General features: G+C 62.5%; 23 protein-coding genes and 1 pseudogene. 16 read left to right on the top strand and 8 right to left on the bottom strand.

From position 1 onward, the window contains the following. Positions 1-101: 101 nt before the first annotated feature. On the top strand, positions 102-554 hold the full coding sequence (locus tag ACO07C_RS02385; protein WP_421912628.1) for an Lrp/AsnC family transcriptional regulator: 453 nt from the start codon (positions 102-104) through the stop codon (positions 552-554). A 1-nt stretch (position 555) separates the two neighbouring features. Here the strand turns inward: ACO07C_RS02385 and ACO07C_RS02380 are convergent, their stop codons facing one another. Beyond that, positions 556-1,764 (bottom strand): cytochrome-c peroxidase, encoded by a 1,209-nt coding sequence (locus ACO07C_RS02380; RefSeq protein WP_421912627.1) that lies wholly within the window; start codon positions 1,762-1,764, stop codon positions 556-558. 7 nt (positions 1,765-1,771) lie between these two features. Then, a complete protein-coding gene (locus tag ACO07C_RS02375; protein ID WP_421912626.1) occupies positions 1,772-2,221 on the bottom strand; it encodes a FixH family protein in 450 nt (149 codons plus the stop codon). Between the two features lie 151 nt (positions 2,222-2,372). Here ACO07C_RS02375 and ACO07C_RS02370 point away from each other — a divergent pair, with 151 nt between their 5' ends. Next, a complete protein-coding gene (locus ACO07C_RS02370; RefSeq protein WP_421912625.1) occupies positions 2,373-3,293 on the top strand; it encodes a sugar kinase in 921 nt (306 codons plus the stop codon). 16 nt (positions 3,294-3,309) lie between these two features. On the opposite strand, the gene ACO07C_RS02365 is transcribed toward ACO07C_RS02370, so the two are convergent. The 3 genes from ACO07C_RS02365 to ACO07C_RS02355 form a co-directional block, all read right to left on the bottom strand. Beyond that, positions 3,310-4,335 carry an aldose epimerase family protein gene (locus ACO07C_RS02365; protein ID WP_421917425.1) on the bottom strand — a complete coding sequence of 342 codons (1,026 nt, stop codon included), beginning with the start codon at positions 4,333-4,335 and terminating at the stop codon, positions 3,310-3,312. Between the two features lie 59 nt (positions 4,336-4,394). Beyond that, the gene (locus tag ACO07C_RS02360) at positions 4,395-5,852 is read right to left on the bottom strand and encodes an NAD-dependent succinate-semialdehyde dehydrogenase (RefSeq protein WP_421912624.1); all 1,458 of its coding nucleotides are present in this window, start codon (positions 5,850-5,852) and stop codon (positions 4,395-4,397) included. Positions 5,853-6,018: 166 nt separating this feature from the next. Beyond that, positions 6,019-6,969 (bottom strand): AEC family transporter, encoded by a 951-nt coding sequence (locus ACO07C_RS02355; RefSeq protein WP_421912623.1) that lies wholly within the window; start codon positions 6,967-6,969, stop codon positions 6,019-6,021. Between the two features lie 164 nt (positions 6,970-7,133). On the opposite strand from ACO07C_RS02355, the gene ACO07C_RS02350 reads away from it, so the two are divergent. The 6 genes from ACO07C_RS02350 (at position 7,134) to ACO07C_RS02325 (ending at position 12,846) form a co-directional block, all read left to right on the top strand. After that, positions 7,134-7,682, top strand: a complete 549-nt coding sequence (locus ACO07C_RS02350; RefSeq protein WP_421912622.1) for a histidine phosphatase family protein — start codon at positions 7,134-7,136, stop codon at positions 7,680-7,682. 176 nt (positions 7,683-7,858) lie between these two features. Further along, a complete protein-coding gene (locus tag ACO07C_RS02345; RefSeq protein ID WP_010909964.1) occupies positions 7,859-8,140 on the top strand; it encodes an acyl carrier protein in 282 nt (93 codons plus the stop codon). Positions 8,141-8,198: 58 nt separating this feature from the next. After that, a complete protein-coding gene (locus tag ACO07C_RS02340) occupies positions 8,199-9,386 on the top strand; it encodes a beta-ketoacyl-ACP synthase (RefSeq protein WP_421912621.1) in 1,188 nt (395 codons plus the stop codon). Between the two features lie 51 nt (positions 9,387-9,437). Then, entirely contained in the window at positions 9,438-10,709 is a 1,272-nt protein-coding gene (locus ACO07C_RS02335; protein WP_421912620.1) for a beta-ketoacyl-ACP synthase, read from the top strand. A 119-nt stretch (positions 10,710-10,828) separates the two neighbouring features. Then, positions 10,829-11,854: a zinc-binding dehydrogenase gene (locus tag ACO07C_RS02330; protein WP_421912619.1), complete on the top strand. Its 1,026-nt coding sequence runs from the start codon at positions 10,829-10,831 to the stop codon at positions 11,852-11,854. A gap of 17 nt (positions 11,855-11,871) precedes the next feature. After that, on the top strand, positions 11,872-12,846 hold the full coding sequence (locus ACO07C_RS02325; RefSeq protein ID WP_421917424.1) for a lipid A biosynthesis lauroyl acyltransferase: 975 nt from the start codon (positions 11,872-11,874) through the stop codon (positions 12,844-12,846). 150 nt (positions 12,847-12,996) lie between these two features. On the opposite strand, the gene ACO07C_RS02320 is transcribed toward ACO07C_RS02325, so the two are convergent. After that, positions 12,997-13,833 carry a hypothetical protein gene (locus ACO07C_RS02320; RefSeq protein ID WP_421912618.1) on the bottom strand — a complete coding sequence of 279 codons (837 nt, stop codon included), beginning with the start codon at positions 13,831-13,833 and terminating at the stop codon, positions 12,997-12,999. 520 nt (positions 13,834-14,353) lie between these two features. Next, positions 14,354-14,785: a L,D-transpeptidase gene (locus ACO07C_RS02315; RefSeq protein WP_421912617.1), complete on the bottom strand. Its 432-nt coding sequence runs from the start codon at positions 14,783-14,785 to the stop codon at positions 14,354-14,356. A gap of 221 nt (positions 14,786-15,006) precedes the next feature. On the opposite strand from ACO07C_RS02315, the gene ACO07C_RS02310 reads away from it, so the two are divergent. The 5 genes from ACO07C_RS02310 (at position 15,007) to ACO07C_RS02290 (ending at position 21,396) form a co-directional block, all read left to right on the top strand. Continuing rightward, positions 15,007-16,287 carry an acetylornithine deacetylase/succinyl-diaminopimelate desuccinylase family protein gene (locus ACO07C_RS02310; protein WP_421912616.1) on the top strand — a complete coding sequence of 427 codons (1,281 nt, stop codon included), beginning with the start codon at positions 15,007-15,009 and terminating at the stop codon, positions 16,285-16,287. 130 nt (positions 16,288-16,417) lie between these two features. Then, entirely contained in the window at positions 16,418-17,896 is a 1,479-nt protein-coding gene (locus ACO07C_RS02305; RefSeq protein WP_421912615.1) for an ABC transporter substrate-binding protein, read from the top strand. 67 nt (positions 17,897-17,963) lie between these two features. Further along, positions 17,964-18,911 (top strand): ABC transporter permease, encoded by a 948-nt coding sequence (locus ACO07C_RS02300; RefSeq protein WP_421912614.1) that lies wholly within the window; start codon positions 17,964-17,966, stop codon positions 18,909-18,911. Next, entirely contained in the window at positions 18,908-19,777 is an 870-nt protein-coding gene (locus tag ACO07C_RS02295) for an ABC transporter permease (protein ID WP_421912613.1), read from the top strand. The genes ACO07C_RS02300 and ACO07C_RS02295 overlap by 4 nt, the downstream gene beginning before the upstream one ends. Continuing rightward, a complete protein-coding gene (locus tag ACO07C_RS02290; RefSeq protein ID WP_421912612.1) occupies positions 19,774-21,396 on the top strand; it encodes an ABC transporter ATP-binding protein in 1,623 nt (540 codons plus the stop codon). The genes ACO07C_RS02295 and ACO07C_RS02290 overlap by 4 nt, the downstream gene beginning before the upstream one ends. A gap of 15 nt (positions 21,397-21,411) precedes the next feature. Here the strand turns inward: ACO07C_RS02290 and ACO07C_RS02285 are convergent, their stop codons facing one another. Continuing rightward, positions 21,412-21,843, bottom strand: coding sequence for a TerB family tellurite resistance protein (locus ACO07C_RS02285; protein WP_421912611.1), 432 nt, complete (start codon positions 21,841-21,843; stop codon positions 21,412-21,414). A gap of 113 nt (positions 21,844-21,956) precedes the next feature. Between ACO07C_RS02285 and ACO07C_RS02280 the strand changes: the two genes are divergently transcribed. The 3 genes and pseudogenes from ACO07C_RS02280 (at position 21,957) to ACO07C_RS02270 (ending at position 24,292) form a co-directional block, all read left to right on the top strand. Next, positions 21,957-22,745: a TSUP family transporter gene (locus ACO07C_RS02280; protein ID WP_421912610.1), complete on the top strand. Its 789-nt coding sequence runs from the start codon at positions 21,957-21,959 to the stop codon at positions 22,743-22,745. 206 nt (positions 22,746-22,951) lie between these two features. Beyond that, positions 22,952-23,784: pseudogene (locus ACO07C_RS02275) on the top strand (helix-turn-helix domain-containing protein). Between the two features lie 88 nt (positions 23,785-23,872). Further along, positions 23,873-24,292: a VOC family protein gene (locus tag ACO07C_RS02270; RefSeq protein WP_421912609.1), complete on the top strand. Its 420-nt coding sequence runs from the start codon at positions 23,873-23,875 to the stop codon at positions 24,290-24,292.

The raw sequence follows: 24,292 nt of genomic DNA, 5'->3' as shown, positions 1-24,292 counted from the left end.
GCTAGCACAGGTGCGATTTTTGGTCGGTCCAAAGAAATCGACATTATGGTACGATCGATCTATCGTTACGTCCCCAATCTATGATTTGAACCAAGATTCCGATGACAGAAGACCAATTGGACCGCATTGACCGCAACATCCTATCCGCATTGGCCAGCGATGGAAGATTGTCCATGTCGGAACTGGCGGCAAAGGTCGGCCTGTCGAAGACCCCGGTGCAGGCACGGGTGAAGCGACTGGAAAAGGATGGCTACATCCGCGGCTACCAGGCGATCATCGACCGCGAGCACATGGGCGAAGGCCACGTCGCCTTCGTCCAGGTGAAATTGTCGGACACACGCTCGGCCGCGCTCGACGCCTTCAACCGCGCCGTGCAAACCGTGCCGGAGATCGAGCAGTGCCACATGATGGCGTCGAGCTTCGACTATCTGCTGAAGGTCCGAACCAGGGATATCGCCGCCTATCGCCGCGTGCTGGGCGAACGCATTTCTGCTCTGCCCCATGTCGCCCAGACCTCGACCTTCGTGGCGATGGAGACGGTGAAAGACAGGTGACTTACTCCGCCAGCGTCTTCAGGAAAGCCACCAGCGCCGCACGCTCCCGGTCCGAAAGCTCCAGCGGGTGGATTTCGGACACACCTTCGACGCTCGGCGCCGCCTTGGTGTAGTGCCCCACAACCTCGTCGAGCGACGAAAACTGCCCGGCATGCATATAAGGCGGCCGCGTCGCCGCACCGCGCAATGACGGCGTCTTGTAGGCGCGTATCAGCTGCGGTGCGTCCTTGACCATGAAGCGCAGCTCGCCGCAGGCGCTGGGGTCACCATCGCGAAAGGCGCCCAGACAGTTGAACGGATCGGCTTCGACCTGCGCCACCGCGTCGACGCGGCCCCGATCCAGCGGCAGATCCGCCACAGGCGGCACGCCGGTGTTGTGAAAGCTGTTGTCGGTGAAGCGCGGGCCATTGTGGCAAGTGACGCAATTGGCCTTGCCGATGAAGAGTTTCAGCCCCTGCATCTCCTGGTCGGAGAAAGCATCGTCGCCCTTCGGCTCGGCTCCTGTCGCCAGATCCAGGGCAAACCGGTCGAAGCGTGTCTCCTGTGGCATGATCGATCGTTCGAAGGCGGCGATCGCCTTGCCTATGTTGGAAAAGATCCGGTTGACCGCATCGCGTTGCTCATCACTCATGCCGTTCCATGCTGCTCTTTCGGCATCGCTGCCCAAAGGGCCGGCGTTGGCCGGAATGGTCGAAAGATCTGGCAGCGGCCCGAAGATGCGCTCATAGCGATCGCCGAAGCGGGCCTTGATGTAATGCGCGTAAGCCGCACGGTTTCCAGCCTGCTCCAACGGATTTTCCAGCGGTGTCAGCGCCTGTGCCCAAAGGCTGTCACGGCGCCCATCCCAGAAGAACCAGGCATTGTAAGCGACACCGGCCAGCGCCATGGTGCGTCGGTTGGTTCGCGCGAGACCCACCGCCTGCGGCAGGTCATCCTGGAACTGCCGGTCGATCTTGTGGCAGGTCGAGCACGAAACCGTACCGTCGCGGCTCATGCTGTTGTCAAAGAATAGCGTCGAACCAAGGGCCGCGGCCGCGGGCACGTCGGCGAAGCGGTTGGTGGTGTCGGGTTTCAGCGACGGCAGCGTCGACAAGGCCAGCGAGGCTATCGTCTTCTTCTCGGCGTCGGAAAAGTCCGGCTTTCCGCAGCCGGCGAGCATGGTGGCCAGCGAAAGTACAAGAAAACCAGATAGGCGAAGAAGACGCCTCATCGGCGGCTCACAAGACCACGTTGAAGACGACCGTGTCGGAACCCGCGGTGGCGGAAATGGCAAAATGCAGCTGCCACCAGCCAGCCATCGTGAACTTCACCCCTTCGATTCGATACCGTCCATCGCCCAGATAGTCGGTCGCCTGCGGACTTGTCGGCAGGCCATGATTGTGCTGCGGCATGCCGCCCGACACCGCTATCGCGGCTCCTTCCACCGGGTCGCCTGTGGTTGTCTTCAATGTCAGCAACCAGGATTCCAGTTCGCCCTGGCGCACGACACCCCGCTCCGGCTCGAAACTCGCCAGGAACAAGCCGTTGTCGCTCTTCTTCGATCGAGAGACGTCCGGACCGGCAAGCTGAGCCGTTTGCGGCGTGGTCAGGTAGACCACGGCAAGGATGCCGGCCAGCAAAGCGCCCAGACCAAGACCCGCCAGAAGATAACGCCATAATGATGCCAAACCGGTTCCTCTTGCGCGGATAACGTTGCGACGGACACATAGCGTCCCGTCAGCCTGTGGGAAAACGCATCTGGCGGAAAAATCCGCCTTTGCCAAGCATGGCGCCGCGGACGGCAAAAAGCTACAGCGGGACTCTCACGGAGGGATATCCATGGCAGGAAACGGCGTCGCCTCGATCGGTGAATGCATGCTTGAACTTTCGGGCCAGGCCGGTCCGAACTGGCGCATGGGCTTTGCCGGCGACACGTTCAACACGCTGTGGGCTCTGCATGCGCTGAGCGGCGATCGTCCGGCCACCTACGTGTCGGCCTTCGGCGATGACCCGTTCTCGCACGACCAGATCGGTTTCTTCGCGCAAAACGGCATCGGCATCGGCGCCAGTCCCGTCATCGCGGGCGCACGTCCCGGCCTCTACGCCATCTCCCTGGCAGGCGCCGAACGGTCCTTCACCTATTGGCGCGGCGATGCAGCCGCCAGGCAGCTTGCCTCCGATCCCGTCGCCTTGGCGAAAAGCCTGCAAAACCAGTCGCTTGTCTATTTTTCCGGAATCACCCTGGCAATTCTGGACGAAGCCCCGCGCAAGGCATTGCTGGCGGCCATCGCGATCGCGCGCGGCGCCGGCAGCCGGATTGCATTCGACCCCAACTACCGGCCTCGGCTCTGGCGCAAGCGCGAGGATGCGCAGGCCGCGATTCTCGAAGCGCTTGCCGTCACCGACATCGCGCTGCCGACCTTTCCCGACGAGCAGATGCTGTTTGGCGACACGACGCCGGAGGCAACGGCGGAACGGCTGGGAGAGATCGTCGGCGAGATCGTCGTCAAGAATGGCGAGGACCCGGCGCTTGTTGTGTCAAACGGCGTGATCGCGCGCGTGCCCGCCGTTCATGTCGCCGCTCCCGTCGACACGACGGGCGCGGGCGATTCCTTCAACGGCGGCTATCTCGCCGCCCGGCTTGCCGGCCACGCGCCTACAGAGGCCGCTGGATATGCGCATCGCGTCGCCGCCGCCGTCGTACAGGTGCGTGGCGCGTTGGCACCGTTCGAGGTTTTGCGTAACGCGTTCGCGGGGTAGGTTGAAAAGGACCGACTTAAGGCAGCCTGAACCGGTATTCCGTCACCTGATGATAGATCGCGCCAGGCCATAGCGTCGCCTGCGGGAAATACGGACGGTTGGGAGCGTCCGGCCAGACCTGTGCTTCCAGGCAGAACCCGGAGAACGCGCCGTAGCGGCGTCCACCCAGCCCCAGGGAAACCGGAGCCACATACTGTCCCGTATAGAGCTGTACGCCCGGCTCGGTGGTCCAGACCTCCATTTCGACGCCTGAATTCGCCCCTTGCGCCCAAGCCGCCTGCCGGAGCGGACCGCGCGTCGGCGCCAGGCAGAAATTCTGGTCATAAGGGAGTTGTTCGCCCTCGTTCTCCATGCGGATCGGCCGCGCCTGGCGAAAGTCGAATGCCGTGCCGTCGACCGGCTGCACGGCCCCTGTCGGGATCATGTCGCCGTCCACCGGCAGATAGGCGCCGGCATTCAGCATCAGACGGTGGTCGAGGATGTCGCCGGCGCCGCCATCGTCCAGGTTGAAATAGGAGTGCTGGGCAAGGTTGCACAGTGTCGGCTCCTCGCAGGTCGCCGTCAGTTCGACGCTGAGCGTACCCGGGATTTTCAGCCGATAGGTGCAGGTCACCTCGAGCGCGCCCGGAAATCCCATCGCGCCGTCGGGATCGTGCAATGTCAGCGTGACGAAATCCCGGCCATGCAGCGAGACCGCCCAGGCCCGGCGGGAATAGCCCTGCGAGCCGCCGTGCAGCGTATGCTTGTCGAGGAAATTGCGTTCGGCCTGATAGCGATTGCCGGCGATGGTGAAGCGGCCATCGCGAATGCGGTTGGCAAAGCGCCCGACAACCGCACCGAAGAAGGCCGTGTCCGTTTCATAGGCCTGGAAACGGTCATAGCCCAGCACCAGCGGTGCATCATGGCCGGCCAGGCGCAGATCCTGGATGATTGCGCCCAGCCCGATGATGTTGGCGGTGAGGCCACCACCCTTGATGGTGAAGCGGCGGACGTCCTCGCCCGCCTGCGTCGTTCCGAAAACCTCGCCGTCCTTCATTGCAATGCCCGCAAACGCCAGTCGTTGATCGATGCTTGCCTGACCTCGCGGACCGGCTTTGAGAATCAGAGGCCTAGGCCGCCGATGCAAACATACTTGGTGTCGAGGTAATCCTCGATACCCTGATGTCCGCCTTCCTTGCCGAGGCCCGATTCCTTGACGCCGCCGAACGGAGCCTCGGGTGTGGTGATGAGGCCTTCATTGACGCCGACCATGCCATATTTCAGCCCTTCCATGACCCGGAAGGCACGGCCGAGATCGCCGGTGTAGAAGTAGCAGGCGAGTCCGAATTCCGTGTCATTGGCGAGCGCGATGGCCTCCGCCTCGGTCTCGAACTTGAACACGGGAGCCACCGGGCCAAAGATCTCTTCCTTCATGAACCGCATGTTCGGCGTCGCATCGGCGATGACGGTCGGCTGGAAGAACGAGCCGCCCAGCGCATGGCGCTTGCCGCCGGCGACGACCTTGCCGCCCTTGGCGGTGGCGTCGGCGATCAGTTCCTCGACCTTCTCGACGGCCTTGTCGTCGATCAGCGGTCCCTGCTGCACGCCGTCCTCAAGGCCGGAACCGACCTTCAGCGCGTTGCTGGCCGCGGCAAGCTTTTCGACAAATTTGTCGTAGATGCCGGCCTGGACCAGGAAGCGGTTGGTGCAAACGCAGGTCTGGCCGGAATTGCGGTACTTGGCGGTGATGGCGCCGGCCACGGCACGATCGAGGTCGGCGTCGTCGAAGACGATGAATGGCGCGTTGCCGCCCAGTTCCATCGATACTTTCTTCACGGTGACGGACGACTTCTGGATGAGGATCTTGCCGACTTCGGTCGAGCCGGTGAAGGTGATCTTCGACACCAGCGGATTGGAGCAGATCTCGTCGCCGATCTCGCCGGCGGCACCCGTCAGGATGTTGATGACGCCCTTCGGGAAGCCGACTTCCTCCGCAAGCGCGCCCCAGGCCAGGCCGGAATATGGCGTCTGCGAAGCCGGCTTGACCACGGCGGTGCAGCCGGCGGCCAGCGCCGGGCCGAGCTTGCGGGCCAGCATCGAGGACGGGAAGTTCCACGGCGTGATGGCGGCGATGACGCCAACCGGCTCCTTGGTGACCAGGATGCGTCGATCGGCCCAAGGCGACGGAACGACGTCGCCATAGGTGCGGCGGCCCTCTTCGGCGAACCACAGGATGTACGCCGCGGCCGAGCCGATCTCGCCTTTCGATTCAAACAGCGACTTGCCCTGCTCGATGGTCAGGAGTTCGGCGAGCACATCCTGGTTGTCCATGATCGCGTCGTGCAGCTTGCGCAGCAGCTTCGAGCGATCGAGCGCGGTGGTCTTGCGCCATGACTTGAAGGCAGCGTCGGCGGCCTCGATGGCGCGGCGGGTCTCGGCCTTGCCCGACTTCGGCACGGTGCCGATCTTCAGGCCGGTGGCCGGGTTGTTGACATCGACCGTCTGGCCGCTGTCAGCCTGCACCCATTCGCCGTTGATGAGATTGGCCTGCCGCATGAAATGGCTGGTTTTCTGAAGCATGGTCTAGCCTCCGTTCGGCGCACTGACGGGCCGGTCTGTGGATTTCTTTTGAACGTCCCTGACGGCAGCGATGCGGGCACGTCAGGACGTGAGCCACTGCTCTTTACCTAGGGCAAGCCCTGCAAGCAATTGCAAGATGGCATATAGGCTTTGGGCCAGGGAGAAACTACCCGAACACCTGTCCGACAACCGCCAGCCAGAAGCTGGTGGTGACCGCCGCGCAAGCCGTGGCGATGGTCATCTGGTTCGACGCCAGCGCCTGGCCCGTGTTGAACTGCACCGCGATGAGATAGGAATTGATTCCCGACGGCAGTGCCGCCACGACGACCGCCACCTTGGCCGTCAGCGGCGGCAGCCCGAACAGCCAGACTAGACCGAGAACCAGTGCCGGCATCAGGAAGAGTTTCAGCGTCGAAAGCGCGAGCGCCGGCCGGACATTGCCTGTAATGCCGAAACGGCGCAGGCTGAGCCCCATCGCGAACAGCGCCACGGGGCCGGCGGTGCTGGCCAGCGCATCGACCAGCCGCGAGACGAGCCCCGGCAACGGGGTCCCGCCGATACGCCAGGCAAGGCCGGCCAGGATGCCGATGATCAGCGGATTGACCAGCAATTTGCGCAGGAAACTCCTGACGACGCGCAAGGGATGCACCGGTTCATTGCCACTGCGGCCAAACATCTCGAACAGCACGATCGAGGCTATCATCATGATCGGCAGATGCACCGACACCAGGAGGGACAGCACCTCGAAACCGTCCGACCCGAATATGCCTAGGATGAACGGGGCGCCCAGCAGGACGACATTGGAATAGGACGACGACACGCCGCCAACGATTCCGGCGCGTGCGTCGCGTCCGAAGATCCGTGTGATGACAAGGTGCCCGGCGGCCCAAGTCAGCGCCACCGCGATGAAGTAGGCGGACCATAGCGACCATGGCGCCACGCCATGGAAATCGGCATTGACCATCGTCTGGAAAAGCAGCAGCGGCATCGCCACGCTGACCGCGAAGTCGGATATACCCTCGCCGCTCGCAGGCTTCAGATAGCCGGTGAGCCCGGCAAGATATCCGAGCGCGACAAGGCTGAAGACGAAAAGGACTGTTTCAGTCAACGGGGACATTTCCCTGGTGATAGGCGAGCCCTGATTGCTGCGCAATCGCCCTGGCCTTCGAAATGATCCGGCCGCCGACGTCACGCGGCCGTGCCTTGTTTTTCGGCAGACTTTACCGTCCCTATATACCGGTCATCGGCACCCGCCTGCCGGCGACCATAAAAGGATAGTTGATGATTCGATTTGCCCTCGCGCTGTTCCTGCTTGTCGTCCCCGCCTCTGCTCATGCGACCGACGCAGGCTGGGCGCTGCTGCGCGACGGCGGACATGTCGTGCTGCTTCGTCATGCGATGGTCACCGGCTCCACCGATCCGGCGAATTTCGACATCGCCACATGTTCCACCCAGATCAGCCTGTCGGCGCGAGGCAAGCAGCAGGCCAGCAAGATCGGCGCATTGTTCGCCGCACGCGCGGCGCCCGTCTCACGCGTCCTGTCCAGCCGCTATTGCCGTTGCCTCGACACGGCACGCATCGCCTTCGAGGCCGAGCCGCAGCCCTTTGCGCCGCTCGACCTGCTGTCGACCGACGAGACGCAGAAGGCCGCGCAGATCGCGGCGATCATGAAGGAGATCCGCGCCTATTCCGGCTCCGACAATCTGGTCATGGTCACCCACCTCGAAGACATCGTCGCGCTCACCGGCATCTCGCCGCGCGAAGGCGAAGCGGTGGTCGTCGCGCCGCAGGGCGAGGGCCTGCGCGTGCTCGGCCGCGTGACATTTTGACCGGGTTTGCGGCGAGCACGAAGCGGCCACGCCATCATTTTGGCCGATTGCACCCCTGTATCCCATCCAAGCGCGGCGCATTCGGCCTTTTCCTGCCGGGAAAAACCGATTAGACAGCGCGCAACCACATGCGGACAGATTCCGCCCGCAAATGCCCGCGAATGAAGGAAAAGCCCTTGTCCACCACGTTCGACAAAGTCGCCAAGATCATTGCCGACACCAGCGAGATCGATATCGACACCATCACGCCAGAGAGCCACACCATCGACGATCTGGGCATCGACAGCCTCGACTTCCTCGACATCGTCTTTGCCATCGACAAGGAATTCGGCATCAAGGTGCCGCTGGAAAAGTGGACGCAGGAAGTCAATGACGGCAAGGCGTCGACCGACGACTATTTCGTCATGAAGAACCTGTGCGCCAAGATCGACGCGCTGGTCGCGGCCAAGACGGCCTGATGTGGTGCAAGCCGCGCGGCCTTGACGCGCCTTGCAGCCTGACCCACAACAGCCGCCCATGAGCTCTCACGACGTCGTCATCACCGGTATTGGCCTTGTCTCCTCTCTGGGAGAAGGTCCGGATGCGCATTGGCGGAAACTCGCCCAACCAGGTCTGAGCCCGGTGCTCGAGTCCGGGCGGTTCGCGCCGTACACCGTCCATCCTTTGCCGGAGATCGACTGGAACCTGCAGATCGCCAAGCGCGGCGACCAGCGCCAGATGGAAACCTGGCAGAGGCTCGGCACCTATACCGCCGGTCTTGCGCTGGACGATGCCGGCATCAAGGGCAATGACGAACTCTGCACCACCATGGACATGGTGGTGGCCGCTGGCGGAGGCGAGCGCGACGAAGCGGTTGACGCCGACATCATGGCCGCTTCGGAAAGCCGCAACGACCGCGACGTGCTGCTCAACGAGAAGCTGACCACCGAACTGCGTCCGACCCTGTTCCTGGCGCAGCTTTCCAATCTGCTCGCTGGCAACATCTCCATCGTTCACAAGGTGACGGGGTCGTCGCGTACTTTCATGGGCGAGGAAGGTGCGGGCGTCTCCGCGGTCGAGACGGCTGCATCGCGCATACGCTCGGGCCAGTCGACGCATATCCTGGTCGGTGGCGCCTTCCAGACAGAGCATTCCGACATGCTGCTCGGTTATGAACTGGCCGGCTATCTGCATCGCGGTCCATGGAAGCCGGTCTGGCAAAGACAGGGCGCGGATGGCGGCGGCGTCGTGTCCGGCTCCGGCGGCGCCTTCCTGGTGCTGGAGCAGCGCGAACACGCTATCGCCCGTGGCCGGAAAATCTATGCCGAGCTGGGATCGGTCGTTTCCGGCCGCGCTCGCAGGCGTCTTGGCGGACTCGATACGGAGATTGCCACGCTGCTGAGGCAGGCCGGGTTGCCGAAGGGCGATTTGCTGGCAATGTCGGGGGCATCGGGCGCCCACGCGGCGACAGCGGCCGAGAAAACGTCATTCGACGCCAATCCGGCAATCGCGGCGCGCGGCTTCTCGACGCTGACCGGACATATGAAGGAAGCCCAGTTTCCCTTCGCCGTTGCGCTGGCCGCGCTCGCGGTCGACCGCAAGGCCGCCTACCCTGTTTTCGACGCCGCAGCCGAAAAGCCGTTCGAAGGCGTTCCGAAAAGCGTCCTTGCAACGGCGGTCGGCTATCACCAATTCGAAGGCATGGCGCTGGTCAACGCCGCGTAACGCGGCGTTTGAACTTGCATGCCGCAACGATAAACGGTCGAGGGCTAACGCATGGCCAAACTGAATGATCACATGGGCAGGCCGATCGTCGCCGTCACCGGCATCGGCGTTGTTACCTCGCTTGGCATCGGCAAGGCCGACAATTGGGCGGCGCTGACATCGGGCAAATCCGGCATCCACCCGATAACCCGCTTTCCCGTCGACCACCTGAACACCCGCATCTCCGGCATGGTCGACTTCCTGGCGTCGAGTTCGAAGGGCGCCAGCCCTCTCACCTACGAGTTGGCCGAAACCGCTGCGCGTGAAGCCATCGTGGAATCCGGTCTCGACTCCGGTGATTTCGGCGGACCGCTCTTCCTGGCCTCGCCACCGGTCGAGCTCGACTGGCACGAGCGCTTCTCGCTCTACAATTCCGACAGTCAGGACTCCGGCGCCGAAAGGCTGCTGAGGGTGGCGCGCGGGCTGAAGGAACTCGATATCTTCGAAACCACCCAGTTTGGCTCGATCGCCGACCGCCTTGCCGACCATTTCGGCACGCGCGGCCTGCCGATCACACTGTCGACCGCATGCGCCTCCGGCGCCACCGCGATCCAGCTTGGCGTCGAGGCAATCCGTCGCGGCGAATGCGACCGGGCGCTCTCGATCGGCGCTGACGGTTCCGCGACCGCCGAGGCGTTGATCCGTTTCTCGCTGCTGTCGGCGCTGTCGACCCACAACGACAATCCGGAAAAGGCGTCGAAACCGTTTTCCAAGGATCGCGACGGCTTCGTGCTGGCCGAAGGCTCCGGTGCTCTCGTGCTGGAATCACTGGAAGCCGCCCTTGCGCGCGGCGCCACCGTTCTGGGTATCCTCAGCGGATGCGGCGAGAAGGCCGACGATTTCCACCGCACCCGCTCGAAACCCGACGGCTCGCCGGCTATCGCCGCGGTCCGCGCCGCCCTCGCCGATGCCGGCCTGAGCGAAGACCAGATCGACTACGTCAACGCCCACGGCACCTCGACGCCGGAAAACGACAAGATGGAGCACCTTTCGCTGTCGACTGTATTCGGCGAGCGCATCGGCTCGATGCCGATCTCGTCGAACAAGTCGATGATCGGCCACACTCTGTCGGCGGCCGGCGCCGTCGAAGCCGCGTTTTCGCTGATGACCATGCGCGAAAGCGTCATTCCGCCGACCATCAATTACGACAATCCCGATCCCGCGATCGTGCTCGACGTGGTGCCCAACAAGAAGCGCAACGCCGAGGTTCGCAGCGTGCTTTCGAACTCGTTCGGCTTCGGCGGCCAAAACACCTGCCTTGTCATGGCGCGGGAACCGGTCTAATGCATGTCGCCCAAAAGTGCGATGCGGTTTTGGGATAACGACATGCATGAAAACAAGGACTTAAAACGCACGACGCGTTTTTAAGTCGCCCCTTCCGCTCAACAGAACCGACAGGCTCCATGCGCGCACTGCAACTCATCGAGGACCGCCGTCTGGAAACGGTGGACCTGCCTCCTCCGCCGCCGCCTTCGCTCGGCGAAGTGACGCTACGCATCAAGGCCGTGGCGCTCAACCACATCGACGTCTGGGGCTGGCGCGGCATGGCCTTCGCCAAGCGCAAGCTGCCGCTTGTCGTCGGCGCCGAAGCCTCCGGCGAGGTCGAAGCGGTCGGACCCGGCGTCTCCAATCTCGCTCCGGGGCAGCTCGTGTCGATCTATGGCGCACGCACCTGCGGGCTCTGCCGCGCCTGCCGCGAAGGCCGCGACAATCTGTGCGAACATGTTTCTGGCGTCCACGGCTTCCACCTCGACGGCTTTGCCCGAGAGAAGATCAACCTGCCCGCACGCCTGCTGGTGCCCGCACCGCCCGGCGTGACCGATATCGGCGCGGCAGTGGCCCCTGTGACCTTCGGCACGGTCGAGCACATGCTGTTCGACAACGCCAGGCTTCAGCCGGGCGAGACGATCCTCATCCACGCCGGCGGCTCCGGCATCGGCTCCGCCGCGATCCAGCTGGCCAAGCGGATGGGCTGCACCATTATCACCACCGTGGGATCCAACGACAAGATCGAGAAGGCCAAGGCGCTAGGAGCCGATCACGTGATCAACTATCGCGAGGACCGCTTCGAAGGCGTCGTGCGCAAGCTGACGAAGAAGAAGGGCGTCGACGTGGTGTTCGAGCATGTCGGCGCCGATACCTTTGCCGCGTCGATGCTGTGCCTGAAGCGCGGCGGTCGCCTGGTCACCTGCGGCTCGACCTCAGGCGTGTCGACGCAGATCAACCTGATGCAGTTGTTCCAGCAGCAGTTGAAGCTGCTGGGATCCTTTGGCTGCCGCATGGAGAACATGGCCAATGCAATGCAGAAGATGGCGGCGGGCATCGTTGCGCCGGTCATCGACACCGAGGTCGGCTTTGACGACATCGACACGGCTCTGAAGCGCATGGAAGGCCGCGACGTGTTCGGCAAGATCATCCTGCGCGTCTAGGATCAGTCTTGGCCAACGTGTTCAAGAAGGCCCGCCGCGACCTGGCGTTTCGATACGGCAGGCAACTGCGCCAGCTCAACTACTGGCTGGTTGCGCGGGCCGCGATGCTGATCATCGGCGTGCTGCGCCTGCTGCCGGCAGACAGCGCGCTCAACTTTGCCGACCGCGTCGCCCGGCGCATCGGCCCGTGGGTGGGACGCCATGACGTCGCCATCGACAATCTGCGCAAGGCCTATCCCGAAAAGAGCGACAGCGAGATCCAGGCCATCGCATCGGACATGTGGGGCAACATGGCCCGCCTCGCCGCTGAATACATCTTTCTCGACGCCCTTTTCGACTATGACCCAGCCTCGACGAAACCGGGCCGTGTCGAGGTCAAGGGTATCGAGCATTTCGTCGAGATTGCCGGCGAGAAGAAGCCGCATATCGTCTTCACCGGGCATCTCGGCAATTTCGAACTGCTGCCAGTAGCCGCCGCCACCTTCGGCATGAACATCACGGCGCTGTTTCGGCCCCCCAACAACCCCTACCTCGCGGATTACATCCTCTCGACACGCCGCTCGACGATGGGATCGCTGCTGCCGTCCTCGACCGGCGCTTCCTTCGCGCTGGCGGGTGTGCTGGAGAATGGCGGCAATATCGGCGTCCTCGTCGACCAGAAATTCTCGAACGGACTGGAAACGACCTTCTTCGGCCGCCCCTGCCAGAGCAATCGTGTTTTGGCCACCCTTGCCCGCCATTACGAATGTGATGTCTATCCGGCCCGCTGCGTGAGATTGCCCGGCAACCGTTTCAGGCTCGAGATCGAGGACAAGCTGAGCCTGCCGCGTACCGCCAGCGGCAGCGTCGACGTCCATGCCACCACCCAGTTGCTAAACGACGTGGTTGAGCGGTGGGTGCGTGAAGATCCCGGCCAGTGGATGTGGTTTCACAAAAGGTGGGAGATGAGTGGCCGTCGCAAGCGTCGGGAACAGGCCGAGACGGCGAGCTGACGCCTGGCCGGAAGGGATTTGAGAACAACCGTCAAATCCAAATCTTGAGACCAGGCTCCGCCGCGCCGCGACCTACGCATCAAAAGCAAAAGCCGCGGAGAGCAGAACTCCGCGGCTTTTGCATCGATGGTCTTCAGCTTGCCGAAACCATCATCCCCCGGCAAATGGCAGGATGAAGTTTGGCCGATAGGTGTCCATCGTGGCGCCGTTGCGGTCTTCGTCAAGCAAAGTGTCCGAACCGAAGCTGGCGCGCAGCCCGATCACGTATTTGTGGATGTTCTCGCTTTCGCCGCCTGCGTAGGCGTGATCCAGCTGGTAGCGTCCAAACACCGAAAACGGCGACCCGGAAAACCGGTACATCGCCTGGAGCGCACCGGTGACGGTGTTGAGATGCTCGCCGGATATGGAAATGCTCGAAAAACCGAGTTCGGCATCGAAGCGAAGATTGTCGCGTGCAAAATAGCGCGCGACGCCGCGAGTACCCCAGTCGTCGATATGTTCGGACGAACCGTTGGCCCGCAGTTGCCCGTAGTACACCTGGCCATAGAGCGTCACATTGCCGATATAGACCTGGGCTTCGGGTCCGACGCTGAAGTCATAGATATTTTCGCCGCCGATACCGTCGCCGCCATATCCGGTGATCGTCGCGAAACCGCCCAGCGCGTACGCGCTCGGATCACGCCAATAGGCATGAACCGCGCCGCCGTAGCCGTAAAGATTCTGGCCCTGTACCCAGAGGGAATCGACCATGGCGTCGGTCTGGATATTCCAGCGGGCATCGATCGGGAAATTGACGCGGCCTGTTCCGCCCGCTGTCGTCGCCGTCGCGTGGTCGCCTGGCACAGTCAGGTACAATCCGCCAAGGTAGGCTTCGACATAGCCGGAAATGTGCGGAGCGGCGACGGTCTGATCCATGACGATCGCATCGGCGGCGAAAGCCGAGGTGGCCGTCGCCGCCATCGCCACGCTTATAAGCAGTCTGTACATTAGAATCCCCTCAGTTGCCTGTCCGGGATTTACCACCAACACGTGTTCAGGCAAGTCATCTGCGGGACCATGCAAGGCGAAGCGTTGTTGTTTTCGGTACCATTGGGATATTCCTGCAACATTTCAGGCATCGCAGACCCGAAATGGTATCACCGCGCCGATAAGCGCCCGAACTCCTGGCAGAGCCGAATGTCCTCGCAAAACCCGAGTCTCTGGCTGTACTGGTTCGTGTGAGGATCGGCGTATTGCCAAATGCCGGCTATCAAATCAAAACGCCGCGAAGACCCCTCCTCGCGGCGTTTTGCATCCCCCGGCTAAGGCCGTCGTCCCCCGGCAAATGTTGGATTGAAATCTCGCCGATACATGCTCCTCAAAGCAAGGACCAACAGCTTCAAACCGGGCGCGCCCGCTTTGTTTTCGGTACCATTGCGCTATTCCTGCAACATTTCGACCATGTATACAGTCGAAAGGACGCAGCCACGTTGGCCGCGGCTATGACGGAGATAGCCGTTGGATCGTCTTAGTTCGTGATGAGGATCCGTGTATTGCCGAAGCCGGCTTCCTGCACCATCGAATAGAACGTCGCGGCATTGGCGGTCTGCAGCCGCACGCAGCCATGCGATGCCGGGCGCCCCAACTGTCTGACCGCACCGGTGCCGTGAATGGCGTAGCCACCGTGGAAGAACACGGAATATGGCATCGGCGACATCTCGTATTTACGCGAGTACCACATCCGCTCTGTCCGTTGCGGCCGATACGTGCCTCGGGGCGTGAAGTACCCCTTGCGGGCGGTGGAAACGTTCCAGCGATACAGCACCTCGCCATACTTGCTTACAGTCATCGTCTGTGACGATACGTCGATGTTGGCCACCAGGCTGGCGGCCCAGCCCTGAACCGAAGAACCGAACAGCATCGCGACAAGCATCGCCGCCATGAGAACTGTCTTTTTCATGCGATCAAACCCCTTTGATTGCCCCTGCCTGCATGTTTTCACGTTGCTTTCATTTTTTAAGAGGCAGAGACGTGATTTAGCACACACTCGTTGACGAATTGGCCAATCCGAAGCGGCGAATTTGAACGATTTTCCCGCGATAGTTGCCGCAACAACACGTTGCACCAGCGTTCTTCGAACGAGGCTTGCAAAACCATGATGATCCCTGCTCAATCCTCCAGATGAACGAACGACTCCTCAAGGCGGTGGATGATCGGGTCGATGACCTGATCGCGCTGACCGCCGACCTGATCCGCTTCCCAACCATCAATCCGCCAGGCGAGGCCTATCGCCCATGCGCGGAATACATCGGTGCACGCCTGAGGAAGCGGGGTTTCGAAACCGAATTCATTCGCGCCGAGGGCGCGCCGGGAGACACCGACCGATATCCACGCGTCAATGTCGTCGCCCGTTTCGCTGGCCGGTCGACGGGCGCCTGCGTCCATTTCAACTCGCATATCGATGTGGTCGAAGCCGGGGAAGGCTGGAGCGTCGATCCTTTTGCCGGTGTCGTGAAAGACGGAAGGGTCTATGGCCGCGGCGCCTGCGACATGAAAGGCGGTCTCGCCGCCTCGATCATCGCCGCTGAAGCCTTCATGGAGGTTTTTCCCGATTTTCACGGCGCCATCGAGATTTCCGGCACGGTTGACGAGGAGTCGGGTGGCTTCGGTGGCGTCGCCCATCTTGCCAGGCTGGGCTATTTCTCCGCCCCCAGGGTCGATCACGTCATCATCCCCGAACCGCTCAACAAGGACCGTATCTGCCTTGGCCATCGCGGCGTCTGGTGGGCGGAGATCGAGACAAAGGGCGAGATCGCGCATGGCTCGATGCCGTTCCTTGGCGACAATGCTGTACGCCACATGGGCGCGGTGCTGCAGGCTTTCGAGGATGAGCTGTTCCCGGCGCTCGATCGCAAGATGACGCGCATGCCGGTCGTGCCCGAAGGCGCCAGGCGTTCCACCATGAACATCAACTCCATCCATGGCGGCCAGACCGAGGACTTCCGGCCTGGCCTGCCCTCGCCCAACGTGCCCGACGCCTGCCGGCTGACCATCGATCGCCGCTTCCTGCTTGAAGAGGACCTCGGCACCGTCAAGAGCGAGGTGACGGACATACTCGACCGGCTGAAGCGGGAGCGCAAAAAGTTCGACTACGAGATTCGCGACATCATGGAAGTGTTGCCGCTGATGACCGAGCGCGATGCGCCGGTGGTAAAGGCTGTGGCACAAGGCATCATGGAGATATTCGACCGCGAACCCGATTATGTGATTTCGCCTGGCACCTACGACCAGAAGCACATCGCCCGCATCGGACATATCTATGACTGCATCGCCTACGGGCCGGGCATTCTTGATCTGGCTCACCGGCCCGACGAGTGGGTGGGCATCAACGACATGGTGGAATCGGCGAAGGTGATGGCGATCGGGCTCAACCTGCTGCTGCGTGGCAAGCTCGCCGGTTGATACGGCCAGAGACGGAACCGCTGGCGGAAAAAACATTCCTCCGTGCGAAGCCGGACAGCACGAAACGCGATTTACTCCGCTGAAAAATCACGCTTCTATCCGCCGGGTTCGAGCTATGGGGAGTTGCACGATGAAATTGTGGAAGATCATTCTGGCCGCGACGGCCATGTCTCTTGCCGCCGGAACCTCGGCGTTTGCCGCGCGGACCGATCTGGTCATCGGCATCCCGCTCGAACCCCCGCATCTCGATCCGACCGCGGGTGCCGCCGCCGCGATCAAGGAAGTTCTCTATGCCAATGTGTTCGAGGGACTGACCCGCATTGGCCCCAACAGCGAAGTGCTGCCGGATCTGGCCGAGAGTTGGACCATTTCCGACGACGGCAAGGTCTATACCTTCAAGCTGCACACTGGCGTGAAATTCCATGATGGCAGCGACTTCAGCGCCAACGACGTGAAATTCTCGCTCGACCGCGCCCGCGCCGACAACTCGGTCAACGCGCAAAAGGGCCTGTTTGCCGCCATAGACACCGTCGAGGTGGTCGATCCAGCGACGGTGAAGGTCACGCTCAAACACCCGCAAGGTTCCTTCCTCTACAATATGGGCTGGGGTGACGCGGTGATTGTGTCGCCCAAATCGGCGGACACCAACAAGGAAAGGCCGATCGGCACCGGTCCGTTCAAATTCCAGAACTGGGCCAAGGGATCGTCGATCACGCTGGTGAAGTCAGATCATTACTGGGGCGCTCCGGTGTTCCTCGACAAGGTCGAGTTCCGCATCGTGCCCGATGCCGCCGCCTATGTGCCGGCGCTGCTTTCCGGCGACATCCAGGCTTTCCCGTTCTTCGATCCCGACAGCGTCGCGCAGGTTAAGGACGATCCGCGCTTCAAGGTGGTGGTCGGCGCGACCGAAGGCGAAACCATCCTGTCTATCAACAACAAGAAGCCGCCATTCGACAAGCTGCAGGTCCGGCAGGCAATTTCCTACGCGCTCGATCGCAAGGCGATCATCGATGGCGCCTCGGCCGGCCTCGGCCTGCCGATCGGCTCGCATATGTCGCCGACCAACAAATATTATGTCGATCTCACGGGCCGTTATCCGCACGATGTCGCCAAGGCCAAGGAACTCCTGAAGGAGGCGGGGCTGGAAAACGGCTTCAGCGCGACGCTGAAACTGCCGCCGCCCTCCTATGCGCGGCTTGGTGGCGAGATCATCGCCTCGGAGCTTCGTGATGTCGGCATCAACCTCGAGATCATCCCGGTCGAATGGGCGCAGTGGCTGGATCAGGTCTTCACCAAGAAGGACTATGACCTGACCATCGTTTCCCACACCGAGCCCAACGACATCGATATCTATTCGCGCAAGGACTACTATTTCAATTACCAGAACCCGGCCTTCAACAAAGTCATCGCCGACCTGGATCTCACCTCCGACGAGGCCAAGCGCAAGGAACTTTACGCCCAGGCGCAGAAGATCCTGGCGGATGATGCCGTGGTCGGCTTTCTCTACGAATTGCCGAAGGTCGGCGTCTGGGACGCCAAGCTGCAAGGCCTGTGGGAAAACGCACCGATCCAGGCCAACGACCTGACCAAGGTGAAGTGGGCGGATTGATTTCGCGCGTCCATAAAATGCGCTGCCCCGGGACCGGAAACCACTTCCGGGGCATATGGCTACGCCAATGACCGCCTATCTTCTCAAGCGCCTCGTCATCGCCGCGCTCACCTTGGTGCTGGCCTCCGTCGTTGTCTTCGCCGTGCTGGAGATCCTCCCCGGCGATCCCGCGCGACTGATGCTGGGCATGAACGCCAGCGCCGATCAGGTCGAACTTCTGCGCGACCAGATGGGCCTTAACGCGCCTCTCGTCCAGCGCTACCTGCACTGGGCCGGCGGTCTGCTGAGACTGGATTTCGGCCGTTCCTACACCTATTCGGTGCCGGTCCTCGATCTCGTGCGCGAGCGGCTCGTCGTCTCGCTCCCGCTGGCGCTGATCGCCTTGGCGCTCTCCACCATCATCGCCATTCCCGTCGGCCTGTTTTCCGCCGGAAGGCGTGGCCGGGTTGGTGACACGATAACCATGGGCGCGGCACAGCTTGGCGTCGCCGTGCCGAACTTCTGGTTCGCGCTGATGCTGATCTATGTTTTCGCGGTCTGGCTGAGGCTGGTGCCGGCCGGAGGTTTTCCTGGATGGAGCGCTGGCTTTTGGCCGGCGCTGAAAGCACTGATCCTGCCGGCGATCGCGCTTGCCCTGCCGCAGGCCGCCATCCTGGCGCGGGTGACCCGCTCGGCGTTGATCGAGGTGCTCAACGAGGATTATATCCGCACCGCTCGCGCCAAGGGCCTGCCTTACCGTGCCGTCCTGTGGCGCCACGCGCTGCGCAACGCCATGATCCCCGTACTGACCATCCTTGGCCTGCAGTTCGCCTTCCTGCTTGCCGGCACCATCATCATCGAGAATGTCTTCTACCTGCCCGGCCTGGGCCGACTGGTGTTCCAGGCGATCACCCAGCGTGACCTGATCGTGGTCGAAAGCGTCGTCATGCTGCTGGTCGCGGCGGTTATCGCCGTCAACCTGATCGTCGACCTTTCCTATGCGGTCGTCGATCCGCGACTGAGAAGCCGCCAATGACACTGCATATCGACATCCCCCAGGAGACATTCACCGGCATCCTCGCCAAGGCGTTCCGAAACACCGCGTTTGTTGCCGGCTTCGTCATAACCCTGCTGATCCTGGCGATGGCTGTAATCTCCTATGTCTGGACGCCCTACGATGTCACAAGGCTGATCATCGCGGACAAGACGCAAGGTCCCTCTCTGGCGCACTGGTTCGGCACCGACCATTTCGGCCGTGACATCCTGTCGATGGTCATGGTCGGCGCCCGCAACTCGATCGCCGTGGCGCTGGTCGCGGTCGGTATCGGCATGGGGGTCGGCGTACCGCTCGGCGCCTTTGCCGCGGCGCGCGGCGGTCTCATCGACGAGATGCTGATGCGGGTCAACGATCTGGTCTTCGCCTTCCCTGCCCTGCTTTCGGCGATCATGATCACCGCCATCTTCGGGCCGGGCGCGGTCAATGCCATCATCGCCATCGGCATCTTCAACATACCGGTCTTTGCCCGAGTAGCCCGTGCGGGCGCGCTGGCGATCTGGCCGCGCGAGTTCATCCTTGCCGCGCGCGCCGCCGGCAAAGGCAGGACGCTCATCACCATCGAGCACGTGCTGCCCAACATCGCCACGCTGCTGCTGGTGCAGGGAACCATCCAGTTCGCGCTCGGCATTCTCGCCGAGGCGGGGCTTTCCTATGTCGGGCTCGGCGCGCAGCCGCCCATGCCGAGCTGGGGCCGCATGCTGTTCGACGCGCAGACCCGCATGGTGGTGGCGCCGTGGATGGCGATCTTTCCCGGCATGGCGATCGTCATCACGGTGCTCGGGCTGAACCTGCTTGGCGACGGCATCGCTGATATCATCGATCCGAAATCGCGGCGGCGGCGATGAGCCTGCTGGACATCCAGGACCTCTCGCTGACCATCGGCGACACGCCGATCCTGAAGGGGGTCGAACTTTCCATCGCGCCCGGCGAAGTGATGGGCCTGGTCGGCGAATCCGGCTCCGGCAAGTCGATGACCGCGCTGGCGCTGATGCGGCTCTTGCCGCACGCCGCGCGGACGACGGGACAAATCCGCTTCGATGGCATCGACATAACGGCAGCCACTGAAGACCAGATGTGCGCGCTGCGCGGCGACGACATCGGCATGATCTTCCAAGAGCCGATGACGGCTCTCAACCCGGTGAAAACCATCGGCGAGCAGGTTGCCGAGGGCATACGGTGGCACACCAAGGCAAGCCGCGCCAACGCCGAGGAGCGCGCGCGAAAAATGCTCGACCGCGTCGGCCTGCCCGAAGCGCAATTCCCGCTATCACGCTATCCGCACGAATTGTCCGGCGGCCAGCGCCAGCGCGTCGTCATTGCCATTGCCTGCGCGCTAAAGCCGAAGCTGCTGATCGCGGACGAGCCGACCACGGCACTCGACGTGGTCCTGCAGGCGCAGATCCTCGACCTCCTGCGCGACCTTGTCGCCGAAACCCACATGGGACTGCTGCTGATCTCGCATGACCTGGCTGTCGTGACCGAAATGGCGGATCGCATCACCATCCTGCGTCGCGGCGAGGTCATGGAAGCAGGAGACACGGCGCGTACCCTGTCGGAACAGACCCATCCCTACACGCGCCAGCTGGCGCAGGCCTCGATGCATGTGCCGGCGCGCGCGCGGCCGCACAATGCCGGATCGACCGCGCCTCTGCTCGAGGTCGAAGGCGTGACGCGGGATTACCCCGGGCGGCGCATGTCGCTCCTCCGGCGCGCTGCGCCGATCCGTGCTGTCAACGATGTTTCCCTGTCGGTGACACCGGGCCAATCGGTGGCCCTGGTCGGGCGTTCCGGTTGCGGCAAGTCAACGCTCGCCCGCATGATCCTGGCGCTGGATCGGCCGACATCAGGCGCGATCCGGTTCAAGAGCCAGGACATCATTGGCAAGAGCGAGACCGAGCTGAAGCCGGCGCGCCGCGACATGCAGGTGGTGTTCCAGGACCCCTACGGCTCGTTCGACCCACGCCAGAAGGTGGCGAAACTGATCGCCGAACCGCTGCATGTCCTGGAAACGAAGCCGTCAAAGGCCGAACGGCGCGAAATGGTGGCGCATGCCCTGCACGAGGTCGGCCTCGACGTCGCTGACATGGACAAGTATCCGCACGAATTTTCCGGTGGCCAGCGCCAGCGCCTGTCGATCGCCCGCGCGATCATCACACGCCCGAAACTGGTCGTCGCCGATGAGCCGGTCTCCGCGCTCGATGTCTCCATCCGTGCCCAGATTCTCGACCTGTTCGCGGAACTCAACCAGAAGCTCGGCATTGCCTATCTGTTCATCACCCACGACCTGACCGTGGCGCGCGCCATCACCGACGAGGTGCTGGTCATGCATGACGGCAAGATCGTCGAGCGCGGCAAGACGCGCGAGGTGCTCGACCACCCGCAATCCGAAGCCGCCAAGGCACTGGTAGCGGCTGCTCCGGATCTGCGCAGGGCGATTGCACGCAGAATGCAGGAACAGGGGTGAGCGGCCGTTCCGCTCCTACTCGTTAGGCCTTACGACATCGACCGGGCTGATCTCGAGCAGGTCGAGCGTACGGCGCAGCAGACGTACCTCGCTTTCGGCGAGCTGCGAATCCGCCTTGGCTATTTCCACCATGTGGCGGGCGAGAAGCTTGCGCCGCTCGATATCGAGATCGCGAAACAGGGCGATGGCCTGCGAGCCATTTGTCTCGTAGCCAAAATCGTTGAGATATTCGATCACGGCATCGATGCTGGTTTCCTGGATGTCGAAGGATTCCTTGCAGATGCGCCTGAATACGGCCATCTCGCTTTCGCTGACGGAGCCGTCGGCAAGGATCATGCGGAACAGCATCAGCAATTCCGCCGAAAGCACCGGATCGTCGGCCACCTTCCGCACGCCGGGGTCGCCGTCGAAGATCGAGCGTATCTGTTCCAGCAATCCGGCAGCCATGGAGGTCCCTTTCGATTCGTCCCAATAGGTAGCGCGGAATCGGCCTTGCGCAAACGGGGTGGGCGTGGTCGAACGCCTTCTGCCTTCAACGTCCGAACGCTTCCATCGATCCCATGTTCGATCTCGCCACCCAGACCGTCGTCATGCTCGCCTTCGCGGCCTTTGCCGCCGGCTTTGTCGATTCGATCGCCGGTGGTGGCGGCCTGATCACCGTGCCGGCATTGCTTCTTGCCGGCTTCACACCGGTCCAGGCGCTGGCCACCAACAAGCTGCAGGGCATGTTCGGCTCGGGCTCGGCGACAATCCACTACGCTTCGAAGGGGCATGTCGACCTGCGCCGCCAGCTTCCTTCGGCCCTGCTGGCCCTCGTGGGAAGCGCGATCGGCGCGTTGCTGGCGACGATCGTGCCCGGCGATCTCCTGCGGGCTCTCCTGCCGATCGTCCTGATCGCAATCGCCATCTATTTTGCTTTCAAACCCAATATGAATGATGTCGACCGCGCCGAGCGGCTCTCGCCGTTCCTGTTCGGGCTGACGATCGTGCCGGCAGTGGGGTTCTACGATGGCCTTTTCGGTCCGGGGGCCGGCTCCTTCTACATGCTCGCCTTCGTTGCGCTGGCCGGCTACGGCGTGCTCAAGGCAACGGCGCATACCAAGCTGCTCAACTTCGCTTCCAACATCGGCGGCTTCGTCGTTTTCGCCGCCTTTGGCGTTGTCTACTGGAAGATTGGCTTGATGATGGGCGTCGCCCAGTTCCTCGGCGCCCGTCTCGGCGCGAGCCTGGCCATGCGCATTGGCGCGCGGTTGATCAAACCGCTGCTGGTCATCGTCTGCCTGGCACTGGCGGTGAAGCTTCTGGCTGATCCCGCCAACCCATTGCGCGTCCTGATTGCTGGCACGTGACCGCACGCCTGATAAAATGATGCATACGAATCATGTTGGTTGGCGGACCGACATGAACTGACGGGGACCAATTTCATCTCCTTGACTTGTGCCGGCCGAAAAGGCCGAGCACTCCAGACTCAGGCAACTCGGAGCGCCCGGCCAAAAGCCGGGCGCTTTTGATTCTGATCGATGGTCTGCTAGATTCCGCGCGTGGAAGGATAGCCATGCCGATCGAGCTGCAACGTCGGAAGGAACAGGACTGGTCTGTCGCTGGCCGGTTCGACATGCTGCGGCGGGTCCCTGAACCCAGGCTTTCGGGCGTCGTCACCGACATCTGCGGTTACCGCGAAACCGCTCCCGGCCATTTCCGCAACACCGAACATGCATCGCTCACCGTGCCGCTGGTCATCAGCTTTGCCGAACCCTTCGCCATCGGGCTCGGCAGGAATCCTGGCGACAATGACCGTTTCGCCAGTTTTGCCGCCGGCCTCTATGCTGGACCGGTGGTGATCGAATCCTTCGGCGCCGCCTGCTGCGTCCAGGTCAATTTCACACCACTCGGCGCGCGCGTTTCTTCAGCCGGCCAATGAGCGAGCTGACCGACAGCATGGTTGTGCTGGATGACTTACTCGGCGCTGAAGGAACGGCACTGCGCGAAAGGCTCGGCAACACGCCGGACTGGGCGGCGCGTTTCGATCTGGCCGAAGCCTTCGTCGCCAGCCGGCTGTCCAAAGCCAGGGAAATGCCGATCGAAATTGAATGGGCCTATGACAGCATAATGGCGTCCGGCGGCCGCGCGCGCATTTCGTCGATCGCCGATAGCCTGGGCTGGAGCCGCAAACATCTCGCCGCCAGCTTTTCCAATGCGATTGGCGTCGGTCCCAAGACGTTATCGCGCATCGTCCGCTTCAACCGGGCGCTTCGCTTGTCAAGGCGGGAAACATGCGACTGGGCGGATATCGCCGCTGATTGCGGCTATGCCGACCAGGCGCATCTGGTGCGCGAATTCCGGGACCTTGCTGGCGAGACGCCCTCGGCGCTCACCGTGCTTGCGTAGCCCACAACCCCAGGTAACATTTCTTCAAGACGCCGGAACGGCCTTCGCACAGAGTGGGTTATCGACCAACCGGATGAAGGAGGCAGTCATGCCCACAACTACCGAGGCGCCGCGACTTTACCCCGCCCTGCGCTACAAGAACGCCGCAAGAATGATCGACTGGCTCGGCGAAGCTTTCGGCTTCAGCGTGCGCGCCCGTTATGGTGAAGGCGACATCGTTCATCATGCCGAACTGTCGTTCGGCTCATCGATGATCATGCTGGGCACCGTGCGCGACGACGACTACGGCAAGATGGTGGGTGAACCCGGCACAGGCGGCGGCAAGTCGATCTACATTGCCGTCGAGGACGCCGACGTCGCCTATGCCCGCGCGAAGAAAGCCGGCGCGGTGATCATCCAGGAACTGGTCGACCGCGACTATGGCAGCCGCGAGTTCATTTGCCGCGACCCGGAAGGCAATGTCTGGTCGTTCGGCACTTACTGGCCAAAGGCAGGCGAAAAGGCATAG

The sequence above is a fragment of the Mesorhizobium sp. genome, from assembly GCF_965229135.1.
GTDB lineage: Bacteria > Pseudomonadota > Alphaproteobacteria > Rhizobiales > Rhizobiaceae > Mesorhizobium.
Note: the sequence above shows the minus strand (reverse complement) of the source record. Positions and strands in the feature narration are given on the sequence as shown.

What these genes read in the sequence shown, in the direction of transcription:
- ACO07C_RS02350 (WP_421912622.1), top strand. Translation starts at nt 7,134, where the DNA reads ATGATTCGATTTGCCCTCGCGCTGTTCCTGCTTGTCGTCCCCGCCTCT.
- ACO07C_RS02370 (WP_421912625.1), top strand. Translation starts at nt 2,373, where the DNA reads ATGGCAGGAAACGGCGTCGCCTCGATCGGTGAATGCATGCTTGAACTT.
- ACO07C_RS02335 (WP_421912620.1), top strand. Translation starts at nt 9,438, where the DNA reads ATGGCCAAACTGAATGATCACATGGGCAGGCCGATCGTCGCCGTCACC.
- ACO07C_RS02290 (WP_421912612.1), top strand. Translation starts at nt 19,774, where the DNA reads ATGAGCCTGCTGGACATCCAGGACCTCTCGCTGACCATCGGCGACACG.
- ACO07C_RS02385 (WP_421912628.1), top strand. Translation starts at nt 102, where the DNA reads ATGACAGAAGACCAATTGGACCGCATTGACCGCAACATCCTATCCGCA.
- ACO07C_RS02310 (WP_421912616.1), top strand. Translation starts at nt 15,007, where the DNA reads ATGAACGAACGACTCCTCAAGGCGGTGGATGATCGGGTCGATGACCTG.
- ACO07C_RS02340 (WP_421912621.1), top strand. Translation starts at nt 8,199, where the DNA reads ATGAGCTCTCACGACGTCGTCATCACCGGTATTGGCCTTGTCTCCTCT.
- ACO07C_RS02330 (WP_421912619.1), top strand. Translation starts at nt 10,829, where the DNA reads ATGCGCGCACTGCAACTCATCGAGGACCGCCGTCTGGAAACGGTGGAC.
- ACO07C_RS02295 (WP_421912613.1), top strand. Translation starts at nt 18,908, where the DNA reads ATGACACTGCATATCGACATCCCCCAGGAGACATTCACCGGCATCCTC.
- ACO07C_RS02300 (WP_421912614.1), top strand. Translation starts at nt 17,964, where the DNA reads ATGACCGCCTATCTTCTCAAGCGCCTCGTCATCGCCGCGCTCACCTTG.
- ACO07C_RS02380 (WP_421912627.1), bottom strand. Translation starts at nt 1,764, where the DNA reads ATGAGGCGTCTTCTTCGCCTATCTGGTTTTCTTGTACTTTCGCTGGCC.
- ACO07C_RS02360 (WP_421912624.1), bottom strand. Translation starts at nt 5,852, where the DNA reads ATGCTTCAGAAAACCAGCCATTTCATGCGGCAGGCCAATCTCATCAAC.
- ACO07C_RS02355 (WP_421912623.1), bottom strand. Translation starts at nt 6,969, where the DNA reads ATGTCCCCGTTGACTGAAACAGTCCTTTTCGTCTTCAGCCTTGTCGCG.
- ACO07C_RS02270 (WP_421912609.1), top strand. Translation starts at nt 23,873, where the DNA reads ATGCCCACAACTACCGAGGCGCCGCGACTTTACCCCGCCCTGCGCTAC.
- ACO07C_RS02320 (WP_421912618.1), bottom strand. Translation starts at nt 13,833, where the DNA reads ATGTACAGACTGCTTATAAGCGTGGCGATGGCGGCGACGGCCACCTCG.
- ACO07C_RS02285 (WP_421912611.1), bottom strand. Translation starts at nt 21,843, where the DNA reads ATGGCTGCCGGATTGCTGGAACAGATACGCTCGATCTTCGACGGCGAC.
- ACO07C_RS02280 (WP_421912610.1), top strand. Translation starts at nt 21,957, where the DNA reads ATGTTCGATCTCGCCACCCAGACCGTCGTCATGCTCGCCTTCGCGGCC.
- ACO07C_RS02305 (WP_421912615.1), top strand. Translation starts at nt 16,418, where the DNA reads ATGAAATTGTGGAAGATCATTCTGGCCGCGACGGCCATGTCTCTTGCC.
- ACO07C_RS02315 (WP_421912617.1), bottom strand. Translation starts at nt 14,785, where the DNA reads ATGAAAAAGACAGTTCTCATGGCGGCGATGCTTGTCGCGATGCTGTTC.